The organism is Mucilaginibacter inviolabilis, assembly GCF_011089895.1.
In the GTDB taxonomy this organism is placed as follows: Bacteria; Bacteroidota; Bacteroidia; order Sphingobacteriales; family Sphingobacteriaceae; genus Mucilaginibacter; species Mucilaginibacter inviolabilis.
This window is the reverse complement of record NZ_JAANAT010000003.1, coordinates 569,305-595,838: the sequence shown is the minus strand read 5'-3', so window position 1 is coordinate 595,838 and position 26,534 is coordinate 569,305. Positions and strand designations below refer to the sequence as shown.

At 42.3% G+C, this 26,534-nt stretch carries 24 protein-coding genes; 8 read left to right on the top strand and 16 right to left on the bottom strand.

The window, feature by feature from the left end; genetic code table 11:
• Positions 1–11 precede the first annotated feature (11 nt).
• From G7092_RS22570 to G7092_RS22535, 8 genes are all read right to left on the bottom strand, one after another.
• A complete protein-coding gene (locus tag G7092_RS22570) occupies positions 12–704 on the bottom strand; it encodes a fatty acid desaturase (protein ID WP_166092823.1) in 693 nt (230 codons plus the stop codon).
• Positions 705–734: 30 nt separating this feature from the next.
• Entirely contained in the window at positions 735–1,586 is an 852-nt protein-coding gene (locus G7092_RS22565; protein WP_166092821.1) for a 4-hydroxy-3-methylbut-2-enyl diphosphate reductase, read from the bottom strand.
• 242 nt (positions 1,587–1,828) lie between these two features.
• Entirely contained in the window at positions 1,829–2,503 is a 675-nt protein-coding gene (locus G7092_RS22560) for a carotenoid biosynthesis protein (protein ID WP_166092818.1), read from the bottom strand.
• Positions 2,482–3,570 carry a glycosyltransferase family 2 protein gene (locus G7092_RS22555; RefSeq protein WP_166092816.1) on the bottom strand — a complete coding sequence of 363 codons (1,089 nt, stop codon included), beginning with the start codon at positions 3,568–3,570 and terminating at the stop codon, positions 2,482–2,484. Before G7092_RS22555 ends, G7092_RS22560 begins: the two co-directional genes overlap by 22 nt.
• Before the next feature lie 2 nt (positions 3,571–3,572).
• On the bottom strand, positions 3,573–4,199 hold the full coding sequence (locus G7092_RS22550) for a 1-acyl-sn-glycerol-3-phosphate acyltransferase (RefSeq protein ID WP_166092813.1): 627 nt from the start codon (positions 4,197–4,199) through the stop codon (positions 3,573–3,575).
• A gap of 28 nt (positions 4,200–4,227) precedes the next feature.
• Positions 4,228–4,851 carry a 1-acyl-sn-glycerol-3-phosphate acyltransferase gene (locus G7092_RS22545; protein ID WP_166092810.1) on the bottom strand — a complete coding sequence of 208 codons (624 nt, stop codon included), beginning with the start codon at positions 4,849–4,851 and terminating at the stop codon, positions 4,228–4,230.
• A gap of 3 nt (positions 4,852–4,854) precedes the next feature.
• A complete protein-coding gene (locus tag G7092_RS22540; protein ID WP_166092808.1) occupies positions 4,855–5,664 on the bottom strand; it encodes an alpha/beta fold hydrolase in 810 nt (269 codons plus the stop codon).
• A 142-nt stretch (positions 5,665–5,806) separates the two neighbouring features.
• Positions 5,807–7,009, bottom strand: a complete 1,203-nt coding sequence (locus tag G7092_RS22535) for a 3-deoxy-D-manno-octulosonic acid transferase (RefSeq protein WP_317170010.1) — start codon at positions 7,007–7,009, stop codon at positions 5,807–5,809.
• A 169-nt stretch (positions 7,010–7,178) separates the two neighbouring features.
• Between G7092_RS22535 and G7092_RS22530 the strand changes: the two genes are divergently transcribed.
• From G7092_RS22530 to G7092_RS22515, 4 genes are all read left to right on the top strand, one after another.
• A complete protein-coding gene (locus tag G7092_RS22530; RefSeq protein ID WP_166090053.1) occupies positions 7,179–8,162 on the top strand; it encodes a UDP-glucuronic acid decarboxylase family protein in 984 nt (327 codons plus the stop codon).
• 14 nt (positions 8,163–8,176) lie between these two features.
• Entirely contained in the window at positions 8,177–9,196 is a 1,020-nt protein-coding gene (galE, locus tag G7092_RS22525) for a UDP-glucose 4-epimerase GalE (RefSeq protein WP_166092804.1), read from the top strand.
• 126 nt (positions 9,197–9,322) lie between these two features.
• The gene (gene rfbB, locus G7092_RS22520) at positions 9,323–10,375 is read left to right on the top strand and encodes a dTDP-glucose 4,6-dehydratase (RefSeq protein ID WP_166092802.1); all 1,053 of its coding nucleotides are present in this window, start codon (positions 9,323–9,325) and stop codon (positions 10,373–10,375) included.
• A gap of 47 nt (positions 10,376–10,422) precedes the next feature.
• Positions 10,423–11,163: a tyrosine-protein phosphatase gene (locus G7092_RS22515; RefSeq protein WP_166092800.1), complete on the top strand. Its 741-nt coding sequence runs from the start codon at positions 10,423–10,425 to the stop codon at positions 11,161–11,163.
• 92 nt (positions 11,164–11,255) lie between these two features.
• On the opposite strand, the gene G7092_RS22510 is transcribed toward G7092_RS22515, so the two are convergent.
• Entirely contained in the window at positions 11,256–12,494 is a 1,239-nt protein-coding gene (locus G7092_RS22510; protein ID WP_166092798.1) for an ABC transporter permease, read from the bottom strand.
• 143 nt (positions 12,495–12,637) lie between these two features.
• Here G7092_RS22510 and G7092_RS22505 point away from each other — a divergent pair, with 143 nt between their 5' ends.
• Positions 12,638–13,360 carry a TlpA family protein disulfide reductase gene (locus G7092_RS22505; protein WP_166092796.1) on the top strand — a complete coding sequence of 241 codons (723 nt, stop codon included), beginning with the start codon at positions 12,638–12,640 and terminating at the stop codon, positions 13,358–13,360.
• A gap of 59 nt (positions 13,361–13,419) precedes the next feature.
• Here G7092_RS22505 and G7092_RS22500 read toward each other — a convergent pair whose 3' ends face one another.
• Entirely contained in the window at positions 13,420–13,767 is a 348-nt protein-coding gene (locus tag G7092_RS22500) for a HesB/IscA family protein (protein WP_166092793.1), read from the bottom strand.
• Between the two features lie 92 nt (positions 13,768–13,859).
• Between G7092_RS22500 and G7092_RS22495 the strand changes: the two genes are divergently transcribed.
• Together G7092_RS22495 and dnaA are read left to right on the top strand one after the other, a co-directional pair.
• Positions 13,860–14,390, top strand: a complete 531-nt coding sequence (locus tag G7092_RS22495) for a DUF7935 family protein (protein WP_166092791.1) — start codon at positions 13,860–13,862, stop codon at positions 14,388–14,390.
• A gap of 532 nt (positions 14,391–14,922) precedes the next feature.
• On the top strand, positions 14,923–16,347 hold the full coding sequence (gene dnaA / locus G7092_RS22490; RefSeq protein WP_076371801.1) for a chromosomal replication initiator protein DnaA: 1,425 nt from the start codon (positions 14,923–14,925) through the stop codon (positions 16,345–16,347).
• Between the two features lie 209 nt (positions 16,348–16,556).
• Here the strand turns inward: dnaA and G7092_RS22485 are convergent, their stop codons facing one another.
• From G7092_RS22485 to recJ, 4 genes are all read right to left on the bottom strand, one after another.
• Positions 16,557–17,021 (bottom strand): transposase, encoded by a 465-nt coding sequence (locus G7092_RS22485; protein WP_369074295.1) that lies wholly within the window; start codon positions 17,019–17,021, stop codon positions 16,557–16,559.
• Positions 17,022–17,266: 245 nt separating this feature from the next.
• Positions 17,267–18,790, bottom strand: a complete 1,524-nt coding sequence (locus G7092_RS22480) for a GH3 auxin-responsive promoter family protein (protein WP_166092788.1) — start codon at positions 18,788–18,790, stop codon at positions 17,267–17,269.
• Positions 18,791–18,979: 189 nt separating this feature from the next.
• Entirely contained in the window at positions 18,980–19,720 is a 741-nt protein-coding gene (gene lptB / locus G7092_RS22475; protein WP_166092786.1) for an LPS export ABC transporter ATP-binding protein, read from the bottom strand.
• A 122-nt stretch (positions 19,721–19,842) separates the two neighbouring features.
• On the bottom strand, positions 19,843–21,543 hold the full coding sequence (gene recJ, locus G7092_RS22470) for a single-stranded-DNA-specific exonuclease RecJ (RefSeq protein ID WP_166092785.1): 1,701 nt from the start codon (positions 21,541–21,543) through the stop codon (positions 19,843–19,845).
• 135 nt (positions 21,544–21,678) lie between these two features.
• Between recJ and G7092_RS22465 the strand changes: the two genes are divergently transcribed.
• On the top strand, positions 21,679–22,446 hold the full coding sequence (locus G7092_RS22465) for an MBL fold metallo-hydrolase (protein ID WP_166092783.1): 768 nt from the start codon (positions 21,679–21,681) through the stop codon (positions 22,444–22,446).
• On the opposite strand, the gene G7092_RS22460 is transcribed toward G7092_RS22465, so the two are convergent.
• Positions 22,443–22,862 (bottom strand): response regulator, encoded by a 420-nt coding sequence (locus G7092_RS22460; RefSeq protein ID WP_076371791.1) that lies wholly within the window; start codon positions 22,860–22,862, stop codon positions 22,443–22,445. The genes G7092_RS22465 and G7092_RS22460 overlap by 4 nt on opposite strands.
• A gap of 569 nt (positions 22,863–23,431) precedes the next feature.
• Positions 23,432–26,323 (bottom strand): aminomethyl-transferring glycine dehydrogenase, encoded by a 2,892-nt coding sequence (gcvP, locus tag G7092_RS22455; protein ID WP_166092782.1) that lies wholly within the window; start codon positions 26,321–26,323, stop codon positions 23,432–23,434.
• Between the last annotated feature and the right edge of the window lie 211 nt (positions 26,324–26,534).

The following is a 26,534-nucleotide window of genomic DNA, read 5'->3' as shown; positions in this document are numbered from 1 at the left end:
AGAATGACAAACTATTTTTTAGACTCAGCACCGGGCAAGGCTCTCCACAATTTCCACCAGGGTATCCCCGGCGCATCATGGTGTTCATAATGATAACCGAAAAAATAACAGCTCAAAAAAGCCAGTACATGATTGCGCCGCTGGCTTCGGGCAAAATATGGATTATCGTGCTCACCTTTATGTGGCTGATAAGTGCCGAAGTAAAATAGCTGCAGCGTGCTTAGCAATGAGGGCACCACCCAAAATAGTATCAGGTTGGGCTGCGGTATCCACAATTTTAAAATATTGAATACAATAGCCATCACCACAATTTGCCATATAGACAGATAATTACGGATAAACCTTACATACCAGCTCCAGAAACCGCCTTCATGATAATCGGGATCATCGGCAGTATGTACATGACTATGGTGCAGGTGATGTTTGGTATAAAGTTTGGGATACCAGAACGAGGCATATAAAAAGGTACAAATGTACCCGGTAAGATTATTCAGTATGCGGTTAGGTGATACAGTGCCATGCATGGCATCATGCGCGGTAATGAACAAACCCGTGTACAGGTGCATTTGAACCAGCATCAATAAATATACCAGGGGATTAGCAAAGCTGAAATGCCAGCGCATCAGTAAAACAATACTGGTAGCCCAGCAGCCAATGAGCAGTATAGCAATAAATAAACCTGTATTTGATGGCTTTTTCGGCATGGTGATCATACAACCGCAAAAAGCGTGCTGTTAAAATTGTTCGAGCGCGGCTTTTACGTCCTGCATCAGCCACATGGGGGTTGATGTGGCCCCGGCTATACCAATAGTATCATTTGGCGAAAACGTGGCTTTATCCAGCTCACTTGCCGACGATATAAAGTAGGTATTGGGATTATGCTTGCGGCATACTTCAAATAATACCTTCCCATTTGATGATTTGCGACCGGATACAAAAACAATCTTATCAAACTTACTTACAAATTTGGGCAGATCCTTATCCCGGTTGGATACCTGGCGGCAAATAGTATCATTTGCTTTAAGATTGTATCCGCGGGATATCAGCTCGTCTTTGATACCATAAAACTTTTCCATGCTTTTGGTAGTCTGGGTGTACAGCGTGATATTTTCGGGAAGCTCTACATTGTCCAGCTCGGCAATATCCTGAAAAACGATGGCCTCATTATTGGTTTGTCCTTCCAGGCCAATAACCTCGGCATGCCCATGCTTGCCAAAAATCAGGATCTTCTCATTGGCATCATATGATGTCTTGATGCGGTTTTGCAGCTTTAAAACCACAGGACAAGAGGCATCTATCAGGGTAATATTGTTCTCTAAAGCTATACGATAGGTATCAGGTGCCTCGCCATGCGCGCGGATCAGCACTTTTTCGTTATGCAGGTTGGCTAGTTCGGCATGTTCAATAATACGCAGGCCCAGTGCTTTCAGGCGTTCCACCTCCTCGTCGTTATGCACAATATCGCCCAGGCAATACAGATAGCCCTCTTCGGCCAGTATTTCTTCGGCCATATCAATAGCATATACCACCCCGAAGCAAAAGCCCGAATCCTGATCAATAGTAACCTTTAACTGATACTCTCCCATGGTGTTGCAAATTTACAGCAAAAATAACCGTTGATGGTAATGATTATGTGATTTCGTTGATTTTTGTTAAAACGATATCTTGCTTTAGCACAGGTCTTGTGGTGATGCACCAGTGATAAAATAATATCGAATAAAGAATTTCGAATGCCCAACACCAACCTTTTTTACTTCATTATTCGATATTGAATATTCTGTGTTCGATATCATCATCTTTAAATCCCCCCTTCAGGAGGCTGTGGGCCTCAGTTTAGTAATTCCAGTGCCATAAAAAAAACAAACTGTATGATGAGCAATGCGGGCGCAACTATGCTTTGCTGCTTAAACTTAAATTGGTCAAAACCAAAAAGCAGCACAGCACTCAATCCAAACCAGCAAACATAATTTTTTAAAGGGATGTGGTTATTGGCCCAGTGCCAGTAATCAAAATGGATAGCCATGGGCTCTATCAATATATCCAGCAATACCAGGATAACTGCGCCGGTTAATATTCTTATGATTCTACTTTTGATACGGGTTCGTTGCAGCAATACTCCGGTGGAGTAGATGAGCAAAAACCAGTTTACACCAATCATCAGCGGTATCCGGGATAATTGAATACCTAGTGTTTCGCCATAAACATAGTTACCAAACAGCCAGCCGGTATGCACACCTATCCATTCGGCAGCAAAACCAGTAAGGAAAACGATCATGGCAAAAAGAAAAAACAGGCCTTCCAACTGGTCATGGTTATATATAATTACAACGGTCATCAATAGTAAATGCCAGGGCACCAGTTTTAAAAACAACACATCGGTTGCCGGCAGCGAGCATCCTATTAAGCCCACCGCATGAAATAATATAATGATGATAATGGATATCCGCTGCGGCCGTGTAATGGCTGCCTTCAATGGATTTTTCAAATCCTGCGACCTTTCCATACCGTTGTTTTGGTGAGATGCTTTTGTATGGATAAAACCGCGATGATGAGCATATTGAACATTTGCACCGGGTGTATGATGATATTACTCACCGGGTTCTGATCTGATAACAGCGAGATCATAATACGGCTCAAAGCTATTAATCCCAGCATAAAAAATAGTAAGGGCAGATTTAATGTCATGATCACGATCATCGGTCCGCCGATGATGAGTACAATGTAAATTAAAAAGCCAATGATACTGTAGTTAAACGCCGCCAGGAAATTTTTACTAAACCCGTTGATGGCCTCGTTATAGCTTTTATACATGCGGCAGCTAATCATACCATTGGCCAGCAGGGCCTCACCGTTATAGGCGTTGGCTTTAACCAGCCGCATGATCTCTACATCCTCCACCACTTTATTTTTTACCGCTTTGTGCCATTGGTGCAGGCGGTAAGTATTGGCATCAAACAGCATAAACTGCCCGCTCGCCGCTGCTACCGAAGCATTTTTCACCAAATAGATGAGCCTTACGGGCAATAGGTTTAACAATATAAAATGCATCAGCGGCACAACAGCTCTTTCGCCTAATGTTTCCATTTGCTGGTTGGTAAACAGGCTCAATAAACCCAACTGGTGCAGGTGCATCCGGTGTACCGCGCTGTTGATCAAACCCTCCTTTACTTCTTCATCTGCATCCAGGAAGAGTAAATACTTACCGTCGGCATGTTGGGCCAACTGATGACAGGCGTGGTTTTTACCTATCCAGCCATCGGGAAGTTTGCCGCCTTTAATTACCCGGAAACGTGGGTGCCTTTCGGCAAAAGCAGCACAAACAGCATAGGTATCATCCGTTGATTCATCATCCAATATGATCACCTCATAATTTTGGTACTCTTGCTGGTGGATAGATTGTAATAGCAAAAGAATATTATCGGCCTCGTTACGAGCGGGGATGAGGATGGATACCCTATCCTGATAGGCCTTAGCTACCCGGTGTAATTTGGGGTTGGATATAAAATTAAACAGGGTAACTGTAAAACGCAGAATAATAAAAAAGAGGGTTATTGATATGGCAATGATCACTTTTATAATATTATTTCGGTTTCACTTTGTTTTGATGAATCATAATGCTGCTGATAAGCTTTTGTCAGCTCATCTATATTTTTATAAGCCGAATTGCTTTCGATACTTTTTAAGTAAACGGTAGCTGTTGGCTTTTTATGTTTTAGGTACTGAATAAATGTTGTCGAAAATATAAGCCCGAACTTATCCTGTGCCTGCTCTATGATCCGCCAGATCCCTTTTTCAAAATGTATTTGATCAATAAAATTGGAGTACAATTTTCCCTGCGGAAATATCAATACCAGGTTTTGCGGATCATCAAGCAGCCCGGCGGCATAGTTTATTGACTGTAACACATCCCTGGAGTTTTTATTAACCGAAAAAGCACCTGCATATCGTAAAGCGGGTGTTTTGCGGGCCGTATCCTCCAGCATCATCACGTGCAATTTCTTTTTTAGTAGCTGGTCATTAACGCAGTATAATATCAGTCCGTCCCAAAAACTAAAATGATTGCCGATGAGCAGGATCGATTTCTGAGGGTCAACATCGATACTGTTAAACGATAATTTATGAAAATGTCTGCCAACTATCCACCTGATATAGTGGTGCATAAAGCGATTAATAAAAAAGTTCTTTTTATCGTACAGCATGCTATCGCAAGTTAACTAATAACAGCTATCAATGTTCCATGTTGGCCTGTTTTTTTAAGGCCTGCTGATGAAAATCGTTAATGCGTTGTTTCAGTTCTTCAAAGGGTACCTCGCCGGCAACACCGCAATCAAAATGATGCATATAGGCCCGCGGTTTCAGACCCTCAAAATAATCAATCAGCGTACATTGATAAACTATCTGGCATGGGCCTTTGATCTGTTTGATCAGCCGCTCAATCCCATTCTCCACATGGATATACGTTTCATGATTAGAGTAAAGCGCCCCCTGCGGAAATATGGTGACCAGGTTTTCAGGATTGTTCAGCAGTCCGGCCGAATAGGTGAGCGATTCCAGCATTTCGCGCGATCCTTTTTTCATGGAAAAAGCTCCCAGGTATTTGAAATACCAATGCTTTAAAAAATGATCATGCTGCATCATAATATAAAGGCGTCGCTTTAAGTTATTGAAGGCTGCATAATTGGCAAAAAAACCATCCCACCAGCTAAAATGGTTGGTAAGCAACAGGATGGAATGCCCGGGACGCGGCTCAAATGGCTGTATGCTGATCTCTTTAAAATTACGCCCCATCCACCAACGCATAAAGCGGTAAAACATTCGGCTTAAAGTATCATTCTGGCGCGATGGCAACATAATTTATCGTACTAAATATTCATCCAATGCTTTAATAACCAACCAGTGGCCCAGGGCCAGTTCGTGCACCTCGGCATTATCCAACTTTTCAATAAAGGGCATCGCTGCCGATTTGGGGAACAGCTTATCGTCTTTACCAAATATCAGCTGGCAATTGATCTTATATTGATTGATCAGCATGGCTATTTTTTCCACATCTGGTTTCAGCAAACGGATCAAATTTAAGGTATAATATGTATCCAGCCGTTTTTGTTCCGTATCAATTTCATTATAGGCTATCTGGTACAGGTTATCATCTATCATGCCTGCCCGTTTCGCGGTTTTCAATACAAAAGGAGCCAGCCATTTACTTTTGGTTACCCTGCGGAACATAAATTTACCCAAGGGGTTGTGCAATAAAAAATGAAAACCTTTATATACCGACAGCCCGTCTGGGGCCATTAATATCACATCGTCAATTAAATGCGCATATTCTTCCAATAATATCAGGGCCAGGTTGGCGCCAATGGAATAACCCATCACCGAGAACCGCTGTTCACCATACATTTTGAACCATTCCCGCATATAGCTATGCACCATGTTTTTGGACATTCCAGTGGTAATCTGTTCCTCTGTCCAGCCTTCCAGTTTGCTGTCTCCATGAAAAAAATGATCAAACCCGTAAATATGATATTTGGGCAGGATAGAACGCTCGAGCACCTGAAACTGCTTCCCCGTCATGCCATAGCCATGAAAAGCCAGCAGCGGCCTATGACCGGTACCATATTCATGAAAATGCGCTTTACCCAAACCGGGCAGATGTAAAAAACCCATTGTTAGCCCCCTAGCCCCCTAAAGGGGGAATTTTTGATCTGCAAATATGCAAATTGTCTGAACCTGAATTTTTAGAATTAGGGAATTTTATGAATTTATTTCATTCAGATTCCATTAATTCTTTCATTCTAAAAATTCGGGTTCAGACAATATGGCTCATGATCATTTCCGTGGCACCGGTATGTTCCTGTACATAGTTGTATATTTTTTTGCTGGTTGTACTGTAAAAAGCCTCATCGGTAATCAAAGTATCCACAATGCCTTTTAGCTGGGTTTCATTGCTGATACTGAAACCAGCTTTCAGTGCTATTAATTCGCGAGCCTCATTAAATTTCAAATACCTGGGGCCAAATATTACAGGCAGACCAAAAGCCGCGGCTTCGAGCGTGTTATGGATACCGGCACCAAAGCCACCACCAATATAAGCAATATCACCATAGGCATATAAAGACGACAGCATACCAATGTTATCAATGACGAGGATTTGGAGTTGTGCGTTGTGCGTTGTGAGTTGTGAATATTTGACGGTTAAGCTTGAGGGTAATAAACCTATCAGGTGGTTTATTTTTTCCTCACCAACTTCATGCGGGGCAAAAATAAATTTCCAGTCAGGGTACAGGGCAGGCAGGGTAGCCAGCAGCTTTTCATCTTCGGACCAGGTGCTGCCTGCTATAAAAAGTTTTTGTCCGTTTTTAAACTCTCTTACTCCGGCTATTTCTTTTGGGTTTTGCGCGTTGGCCCAAACCCGGTCAAAACGGGTGTCGCCGCTTACGGTTATACTAGTAAGGCCAAGCTTGTTGAGCAATTGTTCGGAACTTTCGTCCTGCAAAAAGAAGTGTGTTACAAAACTTAACATTTTACGGTGTAAGCCTCCGTACCATTTAAAAAAAACCTGTCCTGGTCTGAATATACCCGAGACGATATATAGTGGAATGTTTTGCCTGTTCAGCTCTTTAAAATAATGATACCAGTACTCGTACTTGGTAAATATGGCCATATCCGGCTTTATTGTATCAATAAACTCGCGGGCATTCTTTGGGGTATCCAAAGGCAGGTAGTAAACCGCATCGGCAAGGGGAGTGCTCTTCCTGATCTCATAACCGGAGGGCGAAAAAAAAGTAATCACAATACTTTTGCCGGCGTACTGTTCGCGCACAGCTTCTAAAATAGGCCGGCCCTGTTCAAACTCGCCAAGGGATGCAAAATGGAACCAGATGCTGCTATTACGTGGCTTTATTTTTTGTTGCCGGCGCCCGTTTATCCACAGGCCGGCTTTTGTGTTAAAAAACGAAGCGAGCCATATAACGAAGTAATATAATTTGATCCCAATGTTATATAAAAACATCAATTTAAGTATGAATGATTATCTTAGCCGGGCATAAAAGTAATAACAATAATTACAATATGAGGTGCGTAGTTGATTGGGTGAGTAGTTGATTAAGTTTATAACTGTTTCTATTTAACCATTCACCTACTCACCCAATCAACCACTCACCCGTGATAACGGAACAAATATGTCAACTCGTAAACGGATATTAATAACCGGAGCAGCCGGCTTTCTGGGTTCGCACCTGTGCGATAGGTTTATCAAAGAAGACTACCATGTAATTGGTATGGATAATTTGATTACCGGCGATCTGCGTAATATTGAGCACTTGTTTAAACTGGAGAACTTTGAGTTTTACAACCATGATGTATCCAAATTTGTGCATGTTCCCGGCGAACTTCACTATATACTACACTTTGCATCGCCGGCAAGTCCGATTGATTATTTAAAAATACCGATCCAAACCCTAAAAGTGGGTTCGCTGGGTACCCATAACCTGCTTGGGCTGGCCCGTGCCAAAGGTTCCCGGATGCTGATTGCCTCTACATCAGAAGTTTATGGCGACCCTAACGTAAACCCACAACCCGAAGAATATTGGGGCAATGTAAACCCGGTTGGGCCACGTGGTGTTTATGACGAGGCCAAACGCTTCCAGGAAGCTATAACTATGGCTTACCATACCTTCCACGGACTGGAAACCCGTATTGTGCGAATCTTTAACACCTATGGCCCGCGTATGCGGTTAAATGACGGACGTGTATTACCCGCCTTTATTGGTCAGGCTTTGAGGGGCGAATCATTAACCATGTTTGGCGATGGTTCACAAACCCGCTCATTTTGTTATGTAGACGATCTGGTTGAAGGCATCTACCGCCTGCTGCACAGTGATTATGCACAGCCGGTAAACATCGGTAACCCCGATGAGATCACAATAAAACAATTTGGCGAAGAGATTATCAAGCTAACCGGTACCGATCAAAAACTCATCAGCCTGCCATTGCCGGTTGATGATCCTAAACAACGCCGGCCGGATATCACTAAAGCCAAAGCCATTTTAGGCTGGGAGCCCAAAGTATCCCGGAGCGAGGGTTTGAAGATCACGCTGGATTATTTTAAATCTCTGCCCGAAAAAGAAATAAACCACAAGGATTTTGCGTACTATAATAAATAACATACCTACTTAAAATGAAAATATTAGTAACAGGCGGTTTGGGTTTTATTGGCTCACATACCGTTGTTGAATTGGTAAATGCAGGCTACGAGCCTGTTATTGTTGACGACCTGTCAAACTCCGATCCTAAAATATTGGATCAGATAGCCAGGATAATAGGCTACAAGCCCGTTTTCCATAAACTTGACCTCAGCAACGAGCATAGCGTAAAAGAGCTGGCTGCAAATGAGCCCGATATTGACGGCATCATTCATTTTGCTGCTTTCAAGGCAGTAGGAGAATCGGTACAAAAACCATTAAAATACTACCGCAATAATTTTTACTCCCTCATCAATTTGCTGGAAGCTTATTATGGTAAATCATTAAACTTTGTATTTTCATCAAGCTGTACCGTTTACGGGCAGCCAGACATATTACCCGTTACCGAAAGCGCACCGGTAAAACCCGCAGAATCACCTTATGGCAACACCAAACAAATTGCCGAAGAGATACTGAGCGATATGGTAGCTTCGGGAAGCAATTATAAAGTAATAGCGTTACGGTATTTTAACCCGGTAGGCGCTCATGAAACTGCACTTATAGGCGAGCTACCTATTGGTGTGCCGCAAAATCTGGTACCTTTTATTACCCAAACAGCTATAGGTAAACGCGAAAAACTGACCGTATTTGGTAACGATTACGACACTCCAGATGGAAGCTGTGTTCGCGATTACATACACGTAGTTGATTTGGCCAAAGCGCACGTGGCCGCCCTAAAACTGGCCGAAAAAGAAAGCTTTACCGGTTATGATGTGTTTAACATAGGCACCGGGAATGGCAGCACCGTATTAGAGGTAATACACGCCTTTGAACGCGCTACGGGTGTAAAATTAAATTACCAGATTGGCCCGCGCCGCCCGGGTGATGTAGAAAAAGTTTGGGGCGATGTAACCAAATCAACTAATAAACTGGGCTGGAAAGCCGAACTGGGTGTTGAAACCATGATGCAATCAGCCTGGGAATGGGAAAAATACATATCACAAAATCCTTTATAAAAAACAAAATAAACCCAATTGCACGAATTTAATCCAATTTCAAGGGTTAAATTGCATTGATCAAAATGCGCCAATTAATCAAATTCGATTAAATTCGTGCAATTAGTGTTTATTAATATTCTACCGATGAAGAAAATAATTATTACTGGTGGTGCTGGCTTTATAGGATCACATGTGGTGCGGCGTTTTGTAAAAAACTATCCCGATTATACCATTATCAATTTAGATAAGCTTACCTATGCCGGTAACCTGGCCAACCTGGTCGATATTGAAAATGAACCCAACTACCGTTTTGTAAAAGGCGATATTGTTGATATTGCATTTATTAACGAACTATTTGCCACAGAACAACCCGATGCGGTGATACACCTGGCAGCAGAATCGCATGTGGATCGCTCTATCGTAAGTCCGCTGGAATTTGTGATGACCAACGTGGTGGGCACCGTTAACCTGCTTAACGCTGCGCGCGAAAACTGGAAAGGCCGCTATGACCAAACCCGTTTTTATCATGTATCAACCGATGAGGTTTACGGCACTCTGGGCGATGATGGCATGTTTACTGAAACAACAGCCTATGATCCGCATTCTCCATATTCGGCATCAAAAGCCAGTTCTGATCATTTTGTACGTGCCTATCAGGACACCTATGGCATGAACACGGTACTATCCAATTGCTCAAACAACTATGGATCCTATCATTTTCCGGAGAAACTGATTCCTTTAGCCATTAATAACATTAAACAAAGCAAACCTGTACCGGTATACGGCAAAGGCGAAAACATACGCGACTGGCTTTGGGTGGAAGATCATGCCCGCGCTATCGACCTTATTTTCCACAAGGCAAAAGCTGGCTCAACCTATAACATCGGCGGTCATAACGAATGGAAGAACATTGACCTCATCAATTTGTTATGTACTATACTGGATAAGAAATTGGGCAGGACCGAAGGTGAATCGGCCAAACTGATCACTTTTGTAACAGACAGGGCCGGGCACGATCTAAGATATGCTATAGACGCATCCAAACTTAAAGATGAATTAGGATGGGTACCCGGGATAACCTTTGAAGAGGGGCTGGAAAAAACTGTTGACTGGTACCTGGCGAATGAAGAATGGCTGGAAAACGTTACATCGGGTCATTATCAGCAATATTATAGTGAACAGTATGCTAACCGTTAACCGCACCATGGGCATGAGCGCCAGAGCAATGATTAACTGCGAATAATATGTTTGGGTTATTTAAAAAGAAACCGGAAAAAAGACATGCACACTTTAACTATGATTCTATCATGGTTGATATGCACTCGCATGTATTACCCGGAATTGATGATGGCGCCAAAACGCCGGAAGACTCCATTATACTGATTCGTAAGATGATGGAGCTGGGCATAAAAAAAATTATTGCCACCCCGCATATCATGGTTGATTTTTACAGGAACACCCCTGAAACCATTAATAATGCACTTAACATATTAAAGGCCGAGCTGGTAAAAGAAAACATTGATATACCCGTTGAAGCGGCCGCAGAGCACTATTTCGACGAAACTTTTGAGGCCCGTGTAGAAGAACGCAGACTGCTTACGATGGGGGATAATTATGCCCTATTTGAATTTTCATTTATTAATAAACCTCCAAATGCCATACCTGTTATTCAAAAAATGAACGACATGGGTTATAAGCCGATCCTGGCCCATCCCGAAAGGTATCCTTACATGGATTTGGAACAGTTTAAAAACCTGCATTCCTGGGGTTGTAATTTTCAGTTGAATACCATTTCACTAACCGGTTATTATGGCCGCGAATCAAAGAAAATGGCCGAAAGTTTGATTGATAATGAGCTGATCGATTTCATATCAAGTGATATGCACCATCCCAAACACGCTGCTGCGTTAAAAGAGGCACTGCGTACTACTTACGTGGAGAAATTGCTTTTTGACTACCCGTTGAAAAATACTTTACTGCTTTAACTTAGATGCAAGAGATAGGAGTCATAGGAGTCAAGAATCAAGATATAAAATACTGAGTCTTGATTCTTGACTCTTACTTCTTGCATCTCTTCTTATTCGTATCTCAACGCCTCTACCGGATCAAGCCTGGAGGCTTTTTTTGCCGGATAATAGCCTGATATCAGACCAATAAAAGTACATAACAGTACAGCAAAAAACAGCCATGCCCATGGCACAACAAACGTTCCGCTGATTTGAACCGCTATCAGGTTACCTATAGCCATTCCTAATAATATACCAACGGCCCCGCCTATAAGGCATATTACAATAGCTTCAATTAAAAACTGTTTGCGGATCACTGCAGGCGTGGCGCCGATAGCTTTACGCACACCTATCTCGCGCGTGCGTTCGGTAACCGATACCAGCATAATGTTCATGAGCCCGATGGCGGCCCCGATGAGGGTAATGATACCTATGGCAAAGCCAGCTATTGTAATACCTGTTAACTGGCCCGAAAGCTCCTTCTGTATAGAATCGCTGCGGGTAATATCAAAATTAGTGTCGTTGGCGATATTGAGGCCGCGGATATTGCGGAATAAAGAGGTAGCCTCGCCAATAGTGGCATCAAGCGCACCCGGAGTGGCAACCTTAATAGTTATGGTATAGGATATATTACGTACTGTATCTATCTGTTTGGCTTTCAAAATAGGTATAATGCAAAATTTGTCGCCGCCAAATGAGCTGGATCCTTTTGACGCAATTACGCCAACTATACGGTATTTATTACTCCCAATAAAAAGCGATTTATTAATAGGATCTTCCTTTTTAAAAAGTTTTGATTTGATCTCGTCACCAATAAGCACCACATTGGCGCCGTGCTCCAGCTCTGACGATGAAAAATTACGCCCGAAGGATAATTTTTTGCCGCTGGTAGCCAGATAATTTTCATTAGATCCCGAAATAGAAATATTGGGGTTTGTCTTTTCACTACCATACTTAGCCACTGCCGTACCTGTAACATCCAGATTGATGGCCGTTAATACAGGTAATTTAAACGTATTTTTAAATCGTTCGGCCTGGTCGTAAGTAACTGCCGGGTAAGCCTTGTGGTTTCCACCATTACCAAAGTTTAATCCTTCGCCCCGGTTTTGAATAGTGAATGAATTGGCGCCCAAATCGGCAAAGGCATCATTAGTAAACTGCCGTATACCCTCAATGGCGGTTAAAATACCTACCAGGGCCATAATACCTATGGCAATAATGAGCGAAGTTAACGATGTACGCAGCCTGTTGCCGGCTATAGATTGTAATGCAATGGAGACATTTTCTTTGTAGGACGTTTTTACCGGCATGGTATAAAAATAAAAAAACTTTGCGGTTTGACTGTGCACCGTATCATTTTGTTACAGCAAACTCAACCGTTAAACTAAATAATATACAGCTTACTTGTTTGTATAGCAATAATCATCTACTTTCAGGGAGAAAAACCTTATTCATGAATAAAATTCTACTATCATTCGTTATAGCTTTCAGTTTTGCATTAAGCGTTCAGGCTCAAATTGAGATCACACGCCCTATTGAACAACTAGGGTTTAACAAAACCACTATAGTTACCAACGCCCGGGGTAAAAAACTCACTTATCAGGATTGGAGTAAATTAATGTCAACCGGTAAGTACAAATTAAGCCCCGTTCAACATGATAGCGACAGCACTGCTTTTATACTGACAGAAAGGGATGAAACCGCTGAAAATAAGGTAATGGCTAAAGCCCCTAAGCCTGAAGAAACCAAGTTTTTTAAAAACGGCAATTCATTCACCTTTTTTGACATGAAAGAAGTTAATGGCACCATACTCAGACAGGCTGATCTGAAAGGAAAAATTGTGGTATTAAATTTTTGGTTTATAGCCTGTCCGCCATGCAGGTATGAAATGCCCGAACTTAACCGCCTCACAGAAGCCTATCAAGGCCGGAAAGATGTTGTGTTTATTGGAATTTCTTTAGATAAAACGGATAATATTGAGCGATTTCTGAAAGTATCGCCATTTAAATACCACATCGTAGGTGATTCAATGCCATTATTTGCTTACTATGGAGTTGACCAATGTCCGGCAAGTTTGGTAGTGGATAAAGATGGGACCATCAGATTTAACAGTCAGGGGTATGGCGAAGGCGCTGTTCCATATTGGATACGGAAAACTATCGATGAAATTAACTAACAAAAAAGGCAGCCCGTGGGCTGCCTTTAAAATAATATCTTCTATCTGGAGATTAGAAATTATACCGAGAAAGAAGTGCCACAGCCGCAGGTACTGGCAGCATTAGGATTATTAAAGGTAAATCCGCGTGCATTTAAGCCATCTTGAAAATCAATCTGCATACCAGCCAGATACAAACCATGGGCCTTATGCATAAATACCCTTATACCGTCGATATCATATTCCTGGTCGCCATCCTTTTTTTGATCAAAGCCAAGCACATAGTTCATGCCCGAGCAGCCACCACCTTCAACACCAACACGCAGGCCAAAATCATCGCCTATCTCTTGCTGATCCTTTAATTTAAAAAGTTCTTTAACGGCTCCCGGAGTAAAGGTTACCGGTGCAATTTCAACAGCAGTACTCATCTTATTTTTATTTAACTATACAAATATAATGTAAAATGTAGATTTTTGTTGCAACCGGTATTTTATGACCTCAGTTTAACATTTTATAAAACATGCAAACATTACCCTATATACTTGATATTTTAAAATACACCGTTGCCGGCATTGGGGTGGTGTGGGTAGCCCTTTATTTATTTAAACCCTATCTGGATAAAGCCGAACAAATACAGATACTGGAGCTCAAAAGGGCCGTTAGCAGTCAAACGCTGCCCTTACGCCTGCAGGCTTATGAGCGCGTTATCTTATTTATTGAAAGAGCTAACCCGGCCAGTATGCTTATCCGCCTGAACGCTTCGGGCCTTTCGGCTGCCGAACTACATATGATGGTTGTTACCGAGATCAGGAATGAGTTTCAGCATAATGTTACCCAGCAAATTTATGTGAGCGTACGGGTATGGAATGTGGTAAAAAGGGTAAAGGATGATACACTGGCCCTGGTGAACAATACGATGAAGGCCCTTCCACAGGATGCTTCCGGTACAGAAATGAGCAAAACTATATTGATCCATTTAAGTAAACAGGAACAGGATCCATATGAAATAGCTACCGGCCTGGTACGGCAGGATATAGAAGAATTATTTTAACTTCATAGCAAAGCATCCGGCAGTAAAGATGTATGGGCAAAGCCTGCCCCGTTGGGAAAATTGCTGACGCACTGCGTTTGGTTAGTAATAGATAGTATCACATAGTGTAAATTTTTGCAGACACTGCTTATACCTTCATACCAATAAATAAAAGCAGGGCCATATTTTATTTACCAGTATACCAGAACATTAATTTTTAACAGTTGTACAAACAACAATTTGGCTCAACTATTGTTGCACGCCACGGTATAAAAAATAATTATCCCCCTGGTAATTATCCTGATTTTTTATTAAATTAATCGGTTCATATTAATTGGGACTAACGGAAATATAATTGCAATTTTTGTCATAAAAAGCAATATTTAATAAGGTTTTTTTATTAAAAAGCTGATTATCATGCCAGAAATTTATTTGCCAAAAAAGTGAAAATTTAATTTTTTTATAAGCTTTTTTTGGCAATATTCGATGTTCCGTAGCAGGCCCAAAAATTGTTTCGCTGGGGGTTGGAAATCAATATATTACTAATATCTATATGGAAAAAACCTGTACTACTGTTTGGAATAGCTGCCTCCAGATCATAAAAGATAACATACCAGCACAAAGCTTTAAAACTTGGTTCGAGCCAATAAAAGCTTTACGCATGGAAGGAAGCGTTCTGACGATACAGGTACCAAGTTTATTCTTTTACGAGTGGCTCGAGGAGCACTATGTAGGTTTACTGCGCAAAACAATTAAAAAACAATTAGGCGACGAAGGACGTTTAGAGTATAATATAGTTGTTGAGCAATCATCAAGTAAACCATACACCACTAATATGCCTTCGAACGGAAATGGTGCCGAGTCCAAAAATCAGTCAATGCCGATCCCGATCTCGATCAATAAGGACATTAAAAACCCTTTTGTGATCCCCGGCTTGAAAAAATTAAATGTTGATCCGCAGTTAAACAGAAACTACACTTTTGAAAACTTTGTTGAAGGTGATTGCAATCGTTTAGCCCGCTCTGCCGGTTATGCCGTTGCTGCAAAACCCGGAGGTACTTCTTTTAATCCTTTAATGATATACGGCGGTGTTGGTTTAGGTAAAACCCACCTGGCCCAGGCCATTGGTAACGAGATAAAGCGCTCATTGCCCGATAAACTGGTACTTTATGTATCGTGCGAAAAATTCACCCAGCAATTTGTTGATGCGCTTAAACACAATAACATTAATGATTTTGTGAACTTTTACCAGGCTATTGATGTACTGATCATGGATGATGTGCACAATTTTGCCGGTAAAGAAAAAACACAGGATTTCTTCTTCCACATCTTTAACCACTTACATCAATCGGGCAAGCAGCTGATCATCACATCAGATAAAGCGCCTAAGGACCTGGCCGGTTTAGAAGAGCGTTTGCTTTCGAGGTTTAAATGGGGGCTTTCTGCCGATTTGCAGATCCCTGATCTGGAAACCCGTATGGCTATCCTTAAAAACAAGATCTACCAGGACGGCATCGAGCTTTCAAACGATGTAATTGAGTATGTAGCGCATAACATTGATAACAATGTGCGTGAACTGGAAGGCGCCATGGTATCCCTGCTGGCTCAATCAACCTTGAACCGCAAGGAGATCGACCTGAACCTGGCTAAGCAAATGCTGAAGAACTTTGTGAAAAACTCATCCAAAGAAATTTCGATGGAGTATATCCAAAGTCTGGTTTGCGAGTATTTTGAAGTGCCTATTGAAATGGTAAAATCGCAAACCCGCAAACGCGAAATTGTACAGGCTCGTCAAATATCTATGTACCTGGCCAAAGCACACACCAAAAGTTCATTAAAATCAATCGGTCACTTCTTTGGCGGCCGCGACCACTCTACCGTGATATACGCCTGCCAAACCGTTGAAGACCTTATTGATACCGATAAGAAATTTAAGGGTTACGTTGCCGACATTCAAAAGAAGCTTAAAATGTCATAACTGACCTATTATCATATTACTATGGGCCCTGCACGTTTTTCATGCAGGGCTTTTTTTGTGTTGAAGCTATCGGCCGGAGGCCGGGTAATATCGGTCACTCGGCTGGAGCCGAGCGACGGCACATCATATCATGAAACAAAAAAGAGCAAGCAATCGCTCGGCTCCAGCCGAGTGATGACTATAACCCGGCCTCCGGCCGACGAAGACAATTAACTTTCATCAACCTTAAAAGTAGAATCTGGATTAGCACTGCTATACACAAAAGCTGTCTGATCATTAACCGTCATCGACTGTACCGGATTATGATGAATATAATCGACCTTCTGATCAAATACACTTGCAGTTATTAATTCCGTGGGATGATTTGTTTTTTGCCAAAATTGATACTCCTTGTTTTGTAAGGTGCTATTGGCAAAATATCTGAATAGATAAAGTAACCATTCCTTTCTGGTTTCACCAGGGTCATTGCTTATCATTTCTATCAACCTTTTCGCTGTATAGCTTTTAAGATCCCGGAAAATTTGAGGAAGTTTAGCTTCTTCGCAACCTACAATCAAATGAATATGGTTACTCATGATACAATAAGCATATACTTTCAGGCCTTTGTTGGTACGACAAAATTCCAGATTCTTTAAAAACTCTTCGCAGTATTCGCTTCTGGTAAATACATCTATCTATCCAGCCAACTACTGTAAGCGTAATAAAAAATGGCCGATCGGTATTGGCTTTGCGGAATTCGGACATTTGTGTCTTTTGATATCGGCCGGAGGCCGGGTAATAGTGGTCACTCGGCTGGAGCCGAGCGACGGCTGTTGTTTTTTTAATCGTTTTATTTTCTACCTAAATCTATCCAATAGACTCCTGCAGTCGCTTGGCTCCAGCCGAGTGACGGTTATAACCTGGCCCCCTGCCGACGAATCTAACTCCCCACCGGCTCCATAATTTTCAAAATGGCGTCAATATATTCACGGTTGTTGGCCAGGCGGGGTACTTTATGCTGACCGCCCAATTTGCCTTTTTCTTTCATCCAATTGAAAAAAGTGCCTTCGGGTGCACGGCGCACAATGGGGCGGCGCAGGGCCATATCTTTAAAACGCTTGGCATCATAGTCGGAATTGATACGGCGCAAGGTTTCATCAAGCAGATCAACAAAACGTTCAAATTCGGCGGGTTTTTTTTCAAACTCAATGATCCACTCGTGCGCACCACAATCATTTCCATTAAAGTAGACCGGAGCGGCAGTGTATTCCCTGATGATAGCACCGGTTTGGCGACAAGCCTCTTCCAGGGCCCGCTCGGCATTGTCAATAATTACTTCCTCACCAAACGCATTGATAAAATGCTTGGTACGCCCGGTAACCTGTATGCGAAATGGCGACAACGAGGAAAACTTAATGGTATCGCCTATCATATAACGCCACAATCCGGCGTTAGTGGTTATAATGAGTGCATAGTTTTTATCCAGTTCCACCTCATCCAATGTAAGCGTTTTGGGATTTTCGTCATACAGGTTCTCCAGAGGTAAAAACTCGTAAAATATCCCATAATCCAGCATCAGCAGCATATCTCCCGGCTCTTTGGTATCCTGAATACCAAAGAAGCCTTCAGAGGCATTGTAATTCTCCAGGTAATACATATCATCACTTGGAATCAGCGCCTTAAACTGCTCGCGATAGGGGGTAAAATTAACCGCGCCATGAAAATACATCTCCAGGTTGGGCCATACTTCCAATAGATTTTTTTTGCCGGTAATTTCCAGTATACGTTTAAACAGCACCAGATTCCAGGTGGGTACCCCGCTGATGCTGGTTACATTCACATCTTTGGTGGCCTGTGCAATCTTTTCTATCTTTTCCTCAAAGTTTTCCAGCAGGGCTATGTCCAGATCGGGCGTACGGTGAAACTCAGCCCAAAGAGGTAAGTTTTTCATGATTACTGCAGAAAGATCGCCAAAAGAAGTATCGGCGCTTAGCTGACTCATCTGGTGACTACCACCCAATGTCAATATCTTCCCGGTGAACATGCGGGCATTCGGCTGGTTATTAAAATAAATGGTGAGCAGGTCTTTACCGCCTTTGAAATGGCATTCCTCCAGCGCTTCCTCGCTTACGGGAATAAACTTGCTCCGATCATTGGTCGTTCCTGAGGATTTGGCAAACCAGCGAATCTCCGAAGGCCACAATACATTTTTCTCGCCAAGGAGCATACGCTCGATATAGGGCTTAAGCGTATCATAGCTTTGTATAGGTACCCGCTCTTTAAACTGATTAAGGTTCTCAATGCTTTTATACTGGTATTTGCGTCCCCATTCGGTATTTTCGGCACCGGATATCAGTTGTTCAAACCATTCCTCCTGCACCTCATTGGGGTACTTCATAAAAAGCTCTATCTGATGGATACGCTTTTTCATGAACCAGGTGAATACCGAATTAAAGATCGTCATAGTATAGTAGAGTCAAGATATAAGAATCAAGAGTCAAGATAGGAAAAATCTGTTTAATCGTAAAAGCTCTATCCATAGGCGGCGTTATGAATATGGATTTTTAGAGCAAAGACATTAACAGGTAGAAGGTAAGTTTTTGAATACAGGACAAAAAATGAATCTATATTCTCAAAATCCCTGCTCCCCGAATTACTGCGGGAATACTTTTCTTTTCAAAACAAAATTCGCACCAAGGTAAACCTTACGTACCATTTCATTTTCAGCCAGTACCTCCGGAACACCCGACTCCAGTATCTTACCTTCAAAAAGCAAATAGGCCCGATCAGTGATAGACAATGTTTCCTGTACGTTGTGGTCGGTAATCAGGATACCGATATTACGGTGCCTTAGTTTAGCTACCATGGCCTGTATCTCCTCTACCGCTATCGGATCCACACCGGCAAAAGGTTCGTCCAGTAAAATAAAGTTGGGCTCGGCAGCCAAGGCACGGGCAATTTCGGTACGACGACGTTCGCCGCCTGATAACAGGTCGCCCCGGTTTTTACGAACCTTGTGTAAACTAAATTCGTCAATAAGCTCTTCCAGTTTTTCGCGTTGCCTTTCTTTGGTCATTTTACCCATTTCCAGTACAGCCCTGATATTATCCTCGACAGAAAGTTTACGAAACACCGAAGCTTCCTGGGCCAGGTAACCAATACCTTTTTGTGCCCGGCGATACATCGGGTCCTGTGTAATATCCTGATCGTCCAGATGAATGAGGCCTTCATTGGGTTTTATCAACCCTACGATCATATAAAACGACGTAGTTTTACCAGCACCATTCGGCCCAAGTAAACCTACAATTTCGCCCTGCGATACTTCAAATGATACATCATTAACAACTGTACGTTGCTTATATTTTTTCACTAAATGGTCTGCTCTTAAAATCATGTTGTAAATTCAAAAGTCAAAATTCAAAAGTCAAAAAACACATTTCCAACTTAAGCTTCAACTTACATGTATATTTCAAAAGTCCTGATTTTTGACTTTCGAATTTTTAATTTTGACTTAACTTAAACCCTTATTCCTTTTATGTTCAATTGTATAGTACGCCTTTCGCGCCATACGTTTTCTTCAATGCTATAGCAAATATCAAATGGCACGCCTGGCTTTAACTGCGACAGATATTCGCCATGATTAAAGGCGATGCAATCAAATGCCGCCGAGTCCTCCTGCATCACCGACATTTTAATATGAGCAGCCCCCACCAAAGCGGCATTGCCACTAACATACACATTTTTACTGATGAAAACCGGCGACATATTCTCAGGTCCGAAAGGTGCAAACTGGTTCAGGATCCGGAAAAATTTCGGTTCTATCTGGCTTAAACGTAATTCGGCGTCAATTTGTATCTGCTGTATCAATTGTTCAGGTGCAATGGTAGCGCTTACCACTTCTTCAAAACGGGCTTTAAAGGCTTCCACATTTTCAGGCTCCATCGTTAAGCCCGCCGCGTACTTATGCCCACCAAACTGTATCAGCAGATCTTTACATTCACACAAGGCTTCATACAGATCATACCCTAATACCGAACGGGCCGAACCTGCCACATGCCCGTTGGAGCGGGTAAGTACAATAGTTGGCCGGTAATATTTTTCGGTAAGGCGTGATGCTACAATTCCAATAACCCCTTTATGCCAGTGCTCATTAAAAACCACTGTTGATTTACGCCCGATCAGCTCTTCATCATTATCAATCATATTTAAAGCCTCGCCGGTTATATCCAGGTCGTGCCCTTTACGTTCGGCGTTATGCGTATTGATCATCATGCCTTTTTCGCGGGCCAGCTTCTCGTCGCAGGCAATCAGCAGCTCAACGGCATGTTTGGCATCATCTATCCTGCCGGCAGCATTAATACGGGGGCCCAATAAAAACACTACATCCGATATGCTAAGATTATTACCCGTTCTGCCGGCAATTTCTACCAGGGTTTTTACCCCCATACACGGATCGGTGTTGATCTTTTGCAAACCGAAATGAGCCAACGTGCGGTTTTCGCCGGTGATGTGCACAATATCACAAGATATACTGATGGCTACCAGGTCCAGATAACGGGCTACCTCTTCAAATGGAATGTCGTGTGTTTCTGCATAAGCTTGTATCAGCTTAAAACCAATACCACAGCCCGAAAGTTCTTTATATGGATATTCACAATCGTTCCGCTTAGGATCAAGTATGGCCACAGCTGCGGGCAATTCGGCTCCGGGAAGGTGGTGATCACAAATGATAAAATCAACTCCCCGGGCATTAGCATAATCAATTTTATCAACCGATTTAATACCGCAATCCAAGGCTATGATAAGGGTAAAACCATTATCGGCGGCATAGTCTATACCCTGGGTTGATATCCCATAACCTTCTTTATAACGATCAGGGATATAATATTCCAGACTTTCGTAGCGCTCCTTAAAAAAACTGTATACGGTAGCAACAGCAGTAGTGCCATCTACATCGTAATCGCCAAAGATGAGTATTTTTTCACCTGCGGCTATGGCATCATCAATGCGCTCTATAGCCTTTTCCATATCCTTCATCAGGAAAGGGTCATGCAGATGCAGGATATCGGGTCTGAAAAAGTAACGGGCTTCATCAAACGTACTTATTCCCCTATGAACCAGCAGGGTACTTAAAACGGTATCAATATTCAGATCAGCAGCTAATTTTTTGACTACTTCATGATCAGCATTATCCCTTACCGTCCAGCGTTTATTCATACATTTGCAAATAAAAACAGTAAAGATAATTTTTTAGTATCGAGTAGCTAGTATCAAGTATCAAGATTTTTTGAAGCTTGATTAACAATGCAGTTGTCTTGATACTTGATACTAGCTACTTGATACTATTTCACTATGGAAATTTTCGCTTTAGGTGAGGGCTCTTATTCAGTTGATGCTACCAAAAAATTTATCCCGTTTGACCCGCAAACCGACAACCCGAAAGATCGCCCTGCGTCATTATTTATCCACGTTAACCCTTTTCTGATCAAAACAGATCATGATCTGATTGTGCTGGATACCGGCCTTGGTTTTAAGGATACACGGGACGAATTATTACTCCATCAACATATACGCAACGCCGGTTTTGATCCGGAGGATGTAACCCTGGTACTCATGTCGCACCTGCATTATGATCACTCCGGCGGTTTGGTTGTGGAGCGGAACGGAAAACTGGAGCCCAGCTTTCCGCAGGCTCGGCATGTGATACAGCGCCAGGAATGGGAAACCGGCCTGGCGGGCAAATCCTCATCTTATCATAAAGAAATATTCGAAGCGCTACGGGGAGTCAACATTACGTTTGTAGAAGGCAATGGAGAATTACAGCCAGGCATCAGGTACGAACACTCAGGAGGACACTGCCCTTATCACCAGGTATTCTGGATTGAGATGGAAGGTAAAAAAATATTTTTTGGAGGAGATGAGCTACCCGAACCTGAGCAGTTGATCAGAAAATTTATTGCCAAATATGATATGGATGGTCGTAAGGCGATGCAGTTACGCGAAGAATATGGAAAAAAGGCAGCCGAAGAAGGATGGATCTGCCTGTTTTATCATGCTAAATCATTTGCTATTGGAAGTGTAACACGTAATGACGAACATTTTAAAGTTGAGCCCGTTTAATTGTGGGCGCCTACTTCAAAAAGTTCTTTTATTTTTTCGACATTAAGAGGCTTTGATATAAAGTCTTTTACCAACGGGTACGATTTGGCCTTATTGATATCATTACTGAATACCGATGACGAAATGATATAGATTTTGCTTTTGCCCTGCGGATCGATATTCAGGCGCTTAAACTCATCTAAAAATTCCCAGCCATTCATAATAGGCATATTAATGTCCAATAAGATATAATCAGGCATTTTTGCCGGATCTTTCCGCTGTATATCGGATAATTGTTCAATGGCGAATTTTCCGTTTAAACACGCCATGATCTCGGTATTAAGCAACGCTTTTTTTATTAATTTAATAGAGATGAAATTATTGATCTCATCGTCATCAATTAATAATACACTCACAGGTTTATCATTAATGGTCATAAGGCATTTAAAATAGATGTGCTTTTTATAGATATACTTATACGCTACGTTAAATTAAAAAGTTATATTCCTATAAGTTGTCAACACCGATATTGTTTTAACAGGACGTATTAATAACCTCAAAGTATTGTATTTATTTTACAGCTATCTGCTTTTTCCAATAAAAACATTGGGCAAAAGTGTATCGGATTTTCCAAATAGCACTTAGGTAAATTTCTTCTCAAAAAATAAAAATACGCTAAAAAAGCTAAAAATCAAATAATTAAAACACTAAAAGCACATTTTAGTTGCCTCAGAAAAAGTCATTGGTGTATCGAAAGTTCAATAAACACGCAAACAACATGACAGAGAAAATCAGTGAATAAAATGACCGGTTAAAGATTAAATGATTAAAAAGAGAAGGATACTTGAAGATGGGCAGATATGCTGACTTCAAATGTGCAGCTGAAATCACTATTCAGCAATTAATTATTAATTAAATGTGCAGATGGCTCCTTAAACCACCTGCACATTTTTATATTCAATGGCAGATTTCATTTGCACATCTGAAATCTGCACATTAATAAAATTTATTCAATCACGCTTTCTTCAAAGGCGTAATCTTCCAGCGGCGGGCATGAACAGATCAGTGTCCGGTCGCCGTGGGTATCATTAACCCTACCTACAGATGGCCAGAATTTATAAGCAGCCACATAAGGAAGCGGGAATGCCGCTTTCTGGCGGGTATAGCTATGCTCCCATTCGTTGCCGGTAATTACAGCGGCTGTATGCGGAGCATTTTTTAAAGGATTATCTGTTTTATCTGATACGCCTTCGGCTACATCAGCAATTTCATGACGGATGGCGATCATCGCATCACAAAAACGATCCAACTCATGTTTGGGCTCCGATTCGGTAGGCTCCACCATCACCGTACCCGCAACCGGGAACGATACGGTAGGCGCATGGAAACCATAATCCATCAAACGTTTGGCAATATCAGTAACCTCAATGCCAAATGATTTAAATGAGCGGCAATCCAGTATCATCTCATGCGCGCAACGGCCATTGGCACCGGTATATAATACCGGGTAATGATCCTGTAAACGTGCTTTGATATAGTTGGCGTTCAAAATAGCATAACGGGTAGCATTGGTTAAACCATCAGCGCCCATCATAGCTATATAAGCATGTGATATGATGAGGATAGAAGCCGAACCCCACGGAGCTGCCGATACGGCGTGGATTGATTTACCCCTGTCGATATCAACCACAGCATGTCCCGGTAAATAAGGAACCAGGTGCTTGGCCACACCAATAGGACCCATACCAGGGCCACCACCACCGTGTGGTATACAGAACGTTTTGTGCAGGTTGAGGTGGCAAACATCGGCACCGATATTGGCCGGACTTGTTAAGCCTACCTGAGCGTTCATGTTGGCTCCATCCATATAAACCTGGCCGCCGTTCTGGTGTATAATATCACATATCTCGATGATCGATTCCTCAAACACCCCGTGGGTAGATGGGTAAGTAACCATTAAGCAGGACAGTTCATCCTTATATTGCTCGGCACGGGCTTTCATATCGGCCACATCGATGTTACCATTATCATCGCATTTTACTACTACGATCTTCATACCGGCCATGGCTGCAGATGCAGGGTTGGTACCGTGTGCAGATGAAGGAATTAAAGCTATGTTACGGTGATGATCGCCACGATCATGATGATACGCGCGAATTACCATTAAACCAGCATATTCGCCCTGTGCACCTGCGTTTGGCTGTAAGCTCATGGCGGCAAAGCCAGTGATCTCGCTCAGCCAGTTGTTGATCTCGTCAAACAGTTGCATATAACCGCCTACCTGATCGGCAGGGGCAAATGGATGTATCTTGCTAAATTCGGCCCAGGTAACCGGCACCATTTCGGTAGTAGCGTTCAGTTTCATGGTACATGAACCCAAAGCGATCATGGAATGACAAAGCGAAAGATCTTTGGTTTCCAGTGATTTGATATAACGCAGCATTTCATGTTCTGAATGATGCGTATTGAATATGGCATGTGTCAAATAAGCCGATTGACGTTGCAGATCAGCTGGAATAACTGTTTCCAGTTTAGCTTTCAACTCGTCGATATTCACATCGGTAAGCGATTTGCCTTTTACTTTGGCAAAAAACCTAACCAGGGTTTTAACATCTTCAACAGAAGTAGTTTCATCAAGCGAAATGGTAACCACCGAACCATCATAGTTCAGGTTCATTTCGTTGTTTAAAGCTTCTGAATGGATAGGACCAGCTAAATGAGCAACATCAAACTTCAGGGTATCAAAATACGATTCGTTCAGTTGTTCGTAACCTAATTCGCCAAGGGCTTTAGCTAACAAAACAGTTAAGCCATGGATACGCTCGGCGATTAATTTAACCCCTTGCGGACCATGATATACGGCATACATACCAGCCATTATAGCCAATAAAGCTTGCGCAGTACAGATATTCGAAGTTGCTTTATCCCGGCGAATATGCTGTTCGCGGGTTTGCAGTGCCATGCGCAACGCGTAGTTACCGGCACTATCAATAGTAACACCGATGATACGACCCGGGATAGAGCGTTTGTACTCTTCTTTAGTTGCAAAAAACGCAGCATGCGGACCACCAAAGCCCATAGGCACACCAAAACGTTGTGAAGAACCCACCACAATATCGGCGCCCCATTCGCCCGGAGGCGTTAACAGCACCAGGCTCATGATATCGGCAACAACGGTTAGCTTAATACCTTTTTCATGCCCTTTAGCGGCAAAGTCGGCATAGTTATAAACCGCGCCGTTACCGGCAGGGTATTGTACAATAGCGCCGAACATTTTTTCGGTTAATTCAACCGTACGGTGATCGCCTATTTGCAGTTCGATGCCATAAGGCTCCGAACGGGTTTTTAAAATATCAATAGTTTGCGGGAACAGCTCCTCAGATACGAAGAACACATTGGCATCAGTGTTTTTACGCAGACTGTACTGCATAAACATCGCCTCGGCAGCTGCAGTACCCTCGTCCAACAACGAAGCGTTGGCAATTTCCATCCCGGTAAGGTCAACTACCATGGTCTGGAAGTTAAGCAGCGCCTGTAAACGACCCTGGGCTATCTCGGCCTGATAAGGCGTATACTGCGTGTACCATCCCGGATTTTCCAGGATATTACGCTGAATTACACCCGGTACAATTACATCGTAATAACCTTTACCGATGTACGATTTGAAAACCTTGTTCTTGGAAGCAGTTTGCTTTAAAGTGTTCAGGTAATCAAATTCGCTTTTGGCGGGTGGTAAGTTAAGCGGTGCTTTCAAACGGATCCTATCGGGCACGGTTTGAGCTATAAGCTCGTCCAATGATTTTACCCCGATGGTTTTTAACATTTTAGCCGTATCGGCCTCATTTGGAGCAATGTGTCTCGACTGAAACTTCTCCTGGTAGTCTGCGTTCAACATCATGAATCAAGTGTCCCTCTAAATTTACCGCAAAGGTACAGTTTTAGTCGATGAGTAACAATTGTCTAATATATTATTGACAAAGGGTTTACAGGGGTGAGCATAATATTGAATAATGAATTTTGAATATCGAATGCCGAATCTTAGTTCATTATTCAACATTCGATATCCAGTGTTCGATTTATAGACCTCCCAGACACCCTTAGGGTCCCTT

What these genes read in the sequence shown, in the direction of transcription:
- G7092_RS22495 (WP_166092791.1), top strand. Translation starts at nt 13,860, where the DNA reads ATGCAAACATTACCCTATATACTTGATATTTTAAAATACACCGTTGCC.
- G7092_RS22565 (WP_166092821.1), bottom strand. Translation starts at nt 1,586, where the DNA reads ATGGGAGAGTATCAGTTAAAGGTTACTATTGATCAGGATTCGGGCTTT.
- gcvP (WP_166092782.1), bottom strand. Translation starts at nt 26,323, where the DNA reads ATGATGTTGAACGCAGACTACCAGGAGAAGTTTCAGTCGAGACACATT.
- G7092_RS22530 (WP_166090053.1), top strand. Translation starts at nt 7,179, where the DNA reads ATGTCAACTCGTAAACGGATATTAATAACCGGAGCAGCCGGCTTTCTG.
- G7092_RS22540 (WP_166092808.1), bottom strand. Translation starts at nt 5,664, where the DNA reads ATGGGTTTTTTACATCTGCCCGGTTTGGGTAAAGCGCATTTTCATGAA.
- G7092_RS22545 (WP_166092810.1), bottom strand. Translation starts at nt 4,851, where the DNA reads ATGTTGCCATCGCGCCAGAATGATACTTTAAGCCGAATGTTTTACCGC.
- dnaA (WP_076371801.1), top strand. Translation starts at nt 14,923, where the DNA reads ATGGAAAAAACCTGTACTACTGTTTGGAATAGCTGCCTCCAGATCATA.
- G7092_RS22500 (WP_166092793.1), bottom strand. Translation starts at nt 13,767, where the DNA reads ATGAGTACTGCTGTTGAAATTGCACCGGTAACCTTTACTCCGGGAGCC.
- G7092_RS22550 (WP_166092813.1), bottom strand. Translation starts at nt 4,199, where the DNA reads ATGCTGTACGATAAAAAGAACTTTTTTATTAATCGCTTTATGCACCAC.
- recJ (WP_166092785.1), bottom strand. Translation starts at nt 21,543, where the DNA reads ATGAATAAACGCTGGACGGTAAGGGATAATGCTGATCATGAAGTAGTC.
- G7092_RS22505 (WP_166092796.1), top strand. Translation starts at nt 12,638, where the DNA reads ATGAATAAAATTCTACTATCATTCGTTATAGCTTTCAGTTTTGCATTA.
- galE (WP_166092804.1), top strand. Translation starts at nt 8,177, where the DNA reads ATGAAAATATTAGTAACAGGCGGTTTGGGTTTTATTGGCTCACATACC.
- lptB (WP_166092786.1), bottom strand. Translation starts at nt 19,720, where the DNA reads ATGATTTTAAGAGCAGACCATTTAGTGAAAAAATATAAGCAACGTACA.
- G7092_RS22480 (WP_166092788.1), bottom strand. Translation starts at nt 18,790, where the DNA reads ATGACGATCTTTAATTCGGTATTCACCTGGTTCATGAAAAAGCGTATC.
- G7092_RS22460 (WP_076371791.1), bottom strand. Translation starts at nt 22,862, where the DNA reads ATGACCATTAATGATAAACCTGTGAGTGTATTATTAATTGATGACGAT.
- G7092_RS22535 (WP_317170010.1), bottom strand. Translation starts at nt 7,009, where the DNA reads ATGTTTTTATATAACATTGGGATCAAATTATATTACTTCGTTATATGG.
- rfbB (WP_166092802.1), top strand. Translation starts at nt 9,323, where the DNA reads ATGAAGAAAATAATTATTACTGGTGGTGCTGGCTTTATAGGATCACAT.
- G7092_RS22560 (WP_166092818.1), bottom strand. Translation starts at nt 2,503, where the DNA reads ATGGAAAGGTCGCAGGATTTGAAAAATCCATTGAAGGCAGCCATTACA.
- G7092_RS22510 (WP_166092798.1), bottom strand. Translation starts at nt 12,494, where the DNA reads ATGCCGGTAAAAACGTCCTACAAAGAAAATGTCTCCATTGCATTACAA.
- G7092_RS22570 (WP_166092823.1), bottom strand. Translation starts at nt 704, where the DNA reads ATGCCGAAAAAGCCATCAAATACAGGTTTATTTATTGCTATACTGCTC.
- G7092_RS22465 (WP_166092783.1), top strand. Translation starts at nt 21,679, where the DNA reads ATGGAAATTTTCGCTTTAGGTGAGGGCTCTTATTCAGTTGATGCTACC.
- G7092_RS22515 (WP_166092800.1), top strand. Translation starts at nt 10,423, where the DNA reads ATGTTTGGGTTATTTAAAAAGAAACCGGAAAAAAGACATGCACACTTT.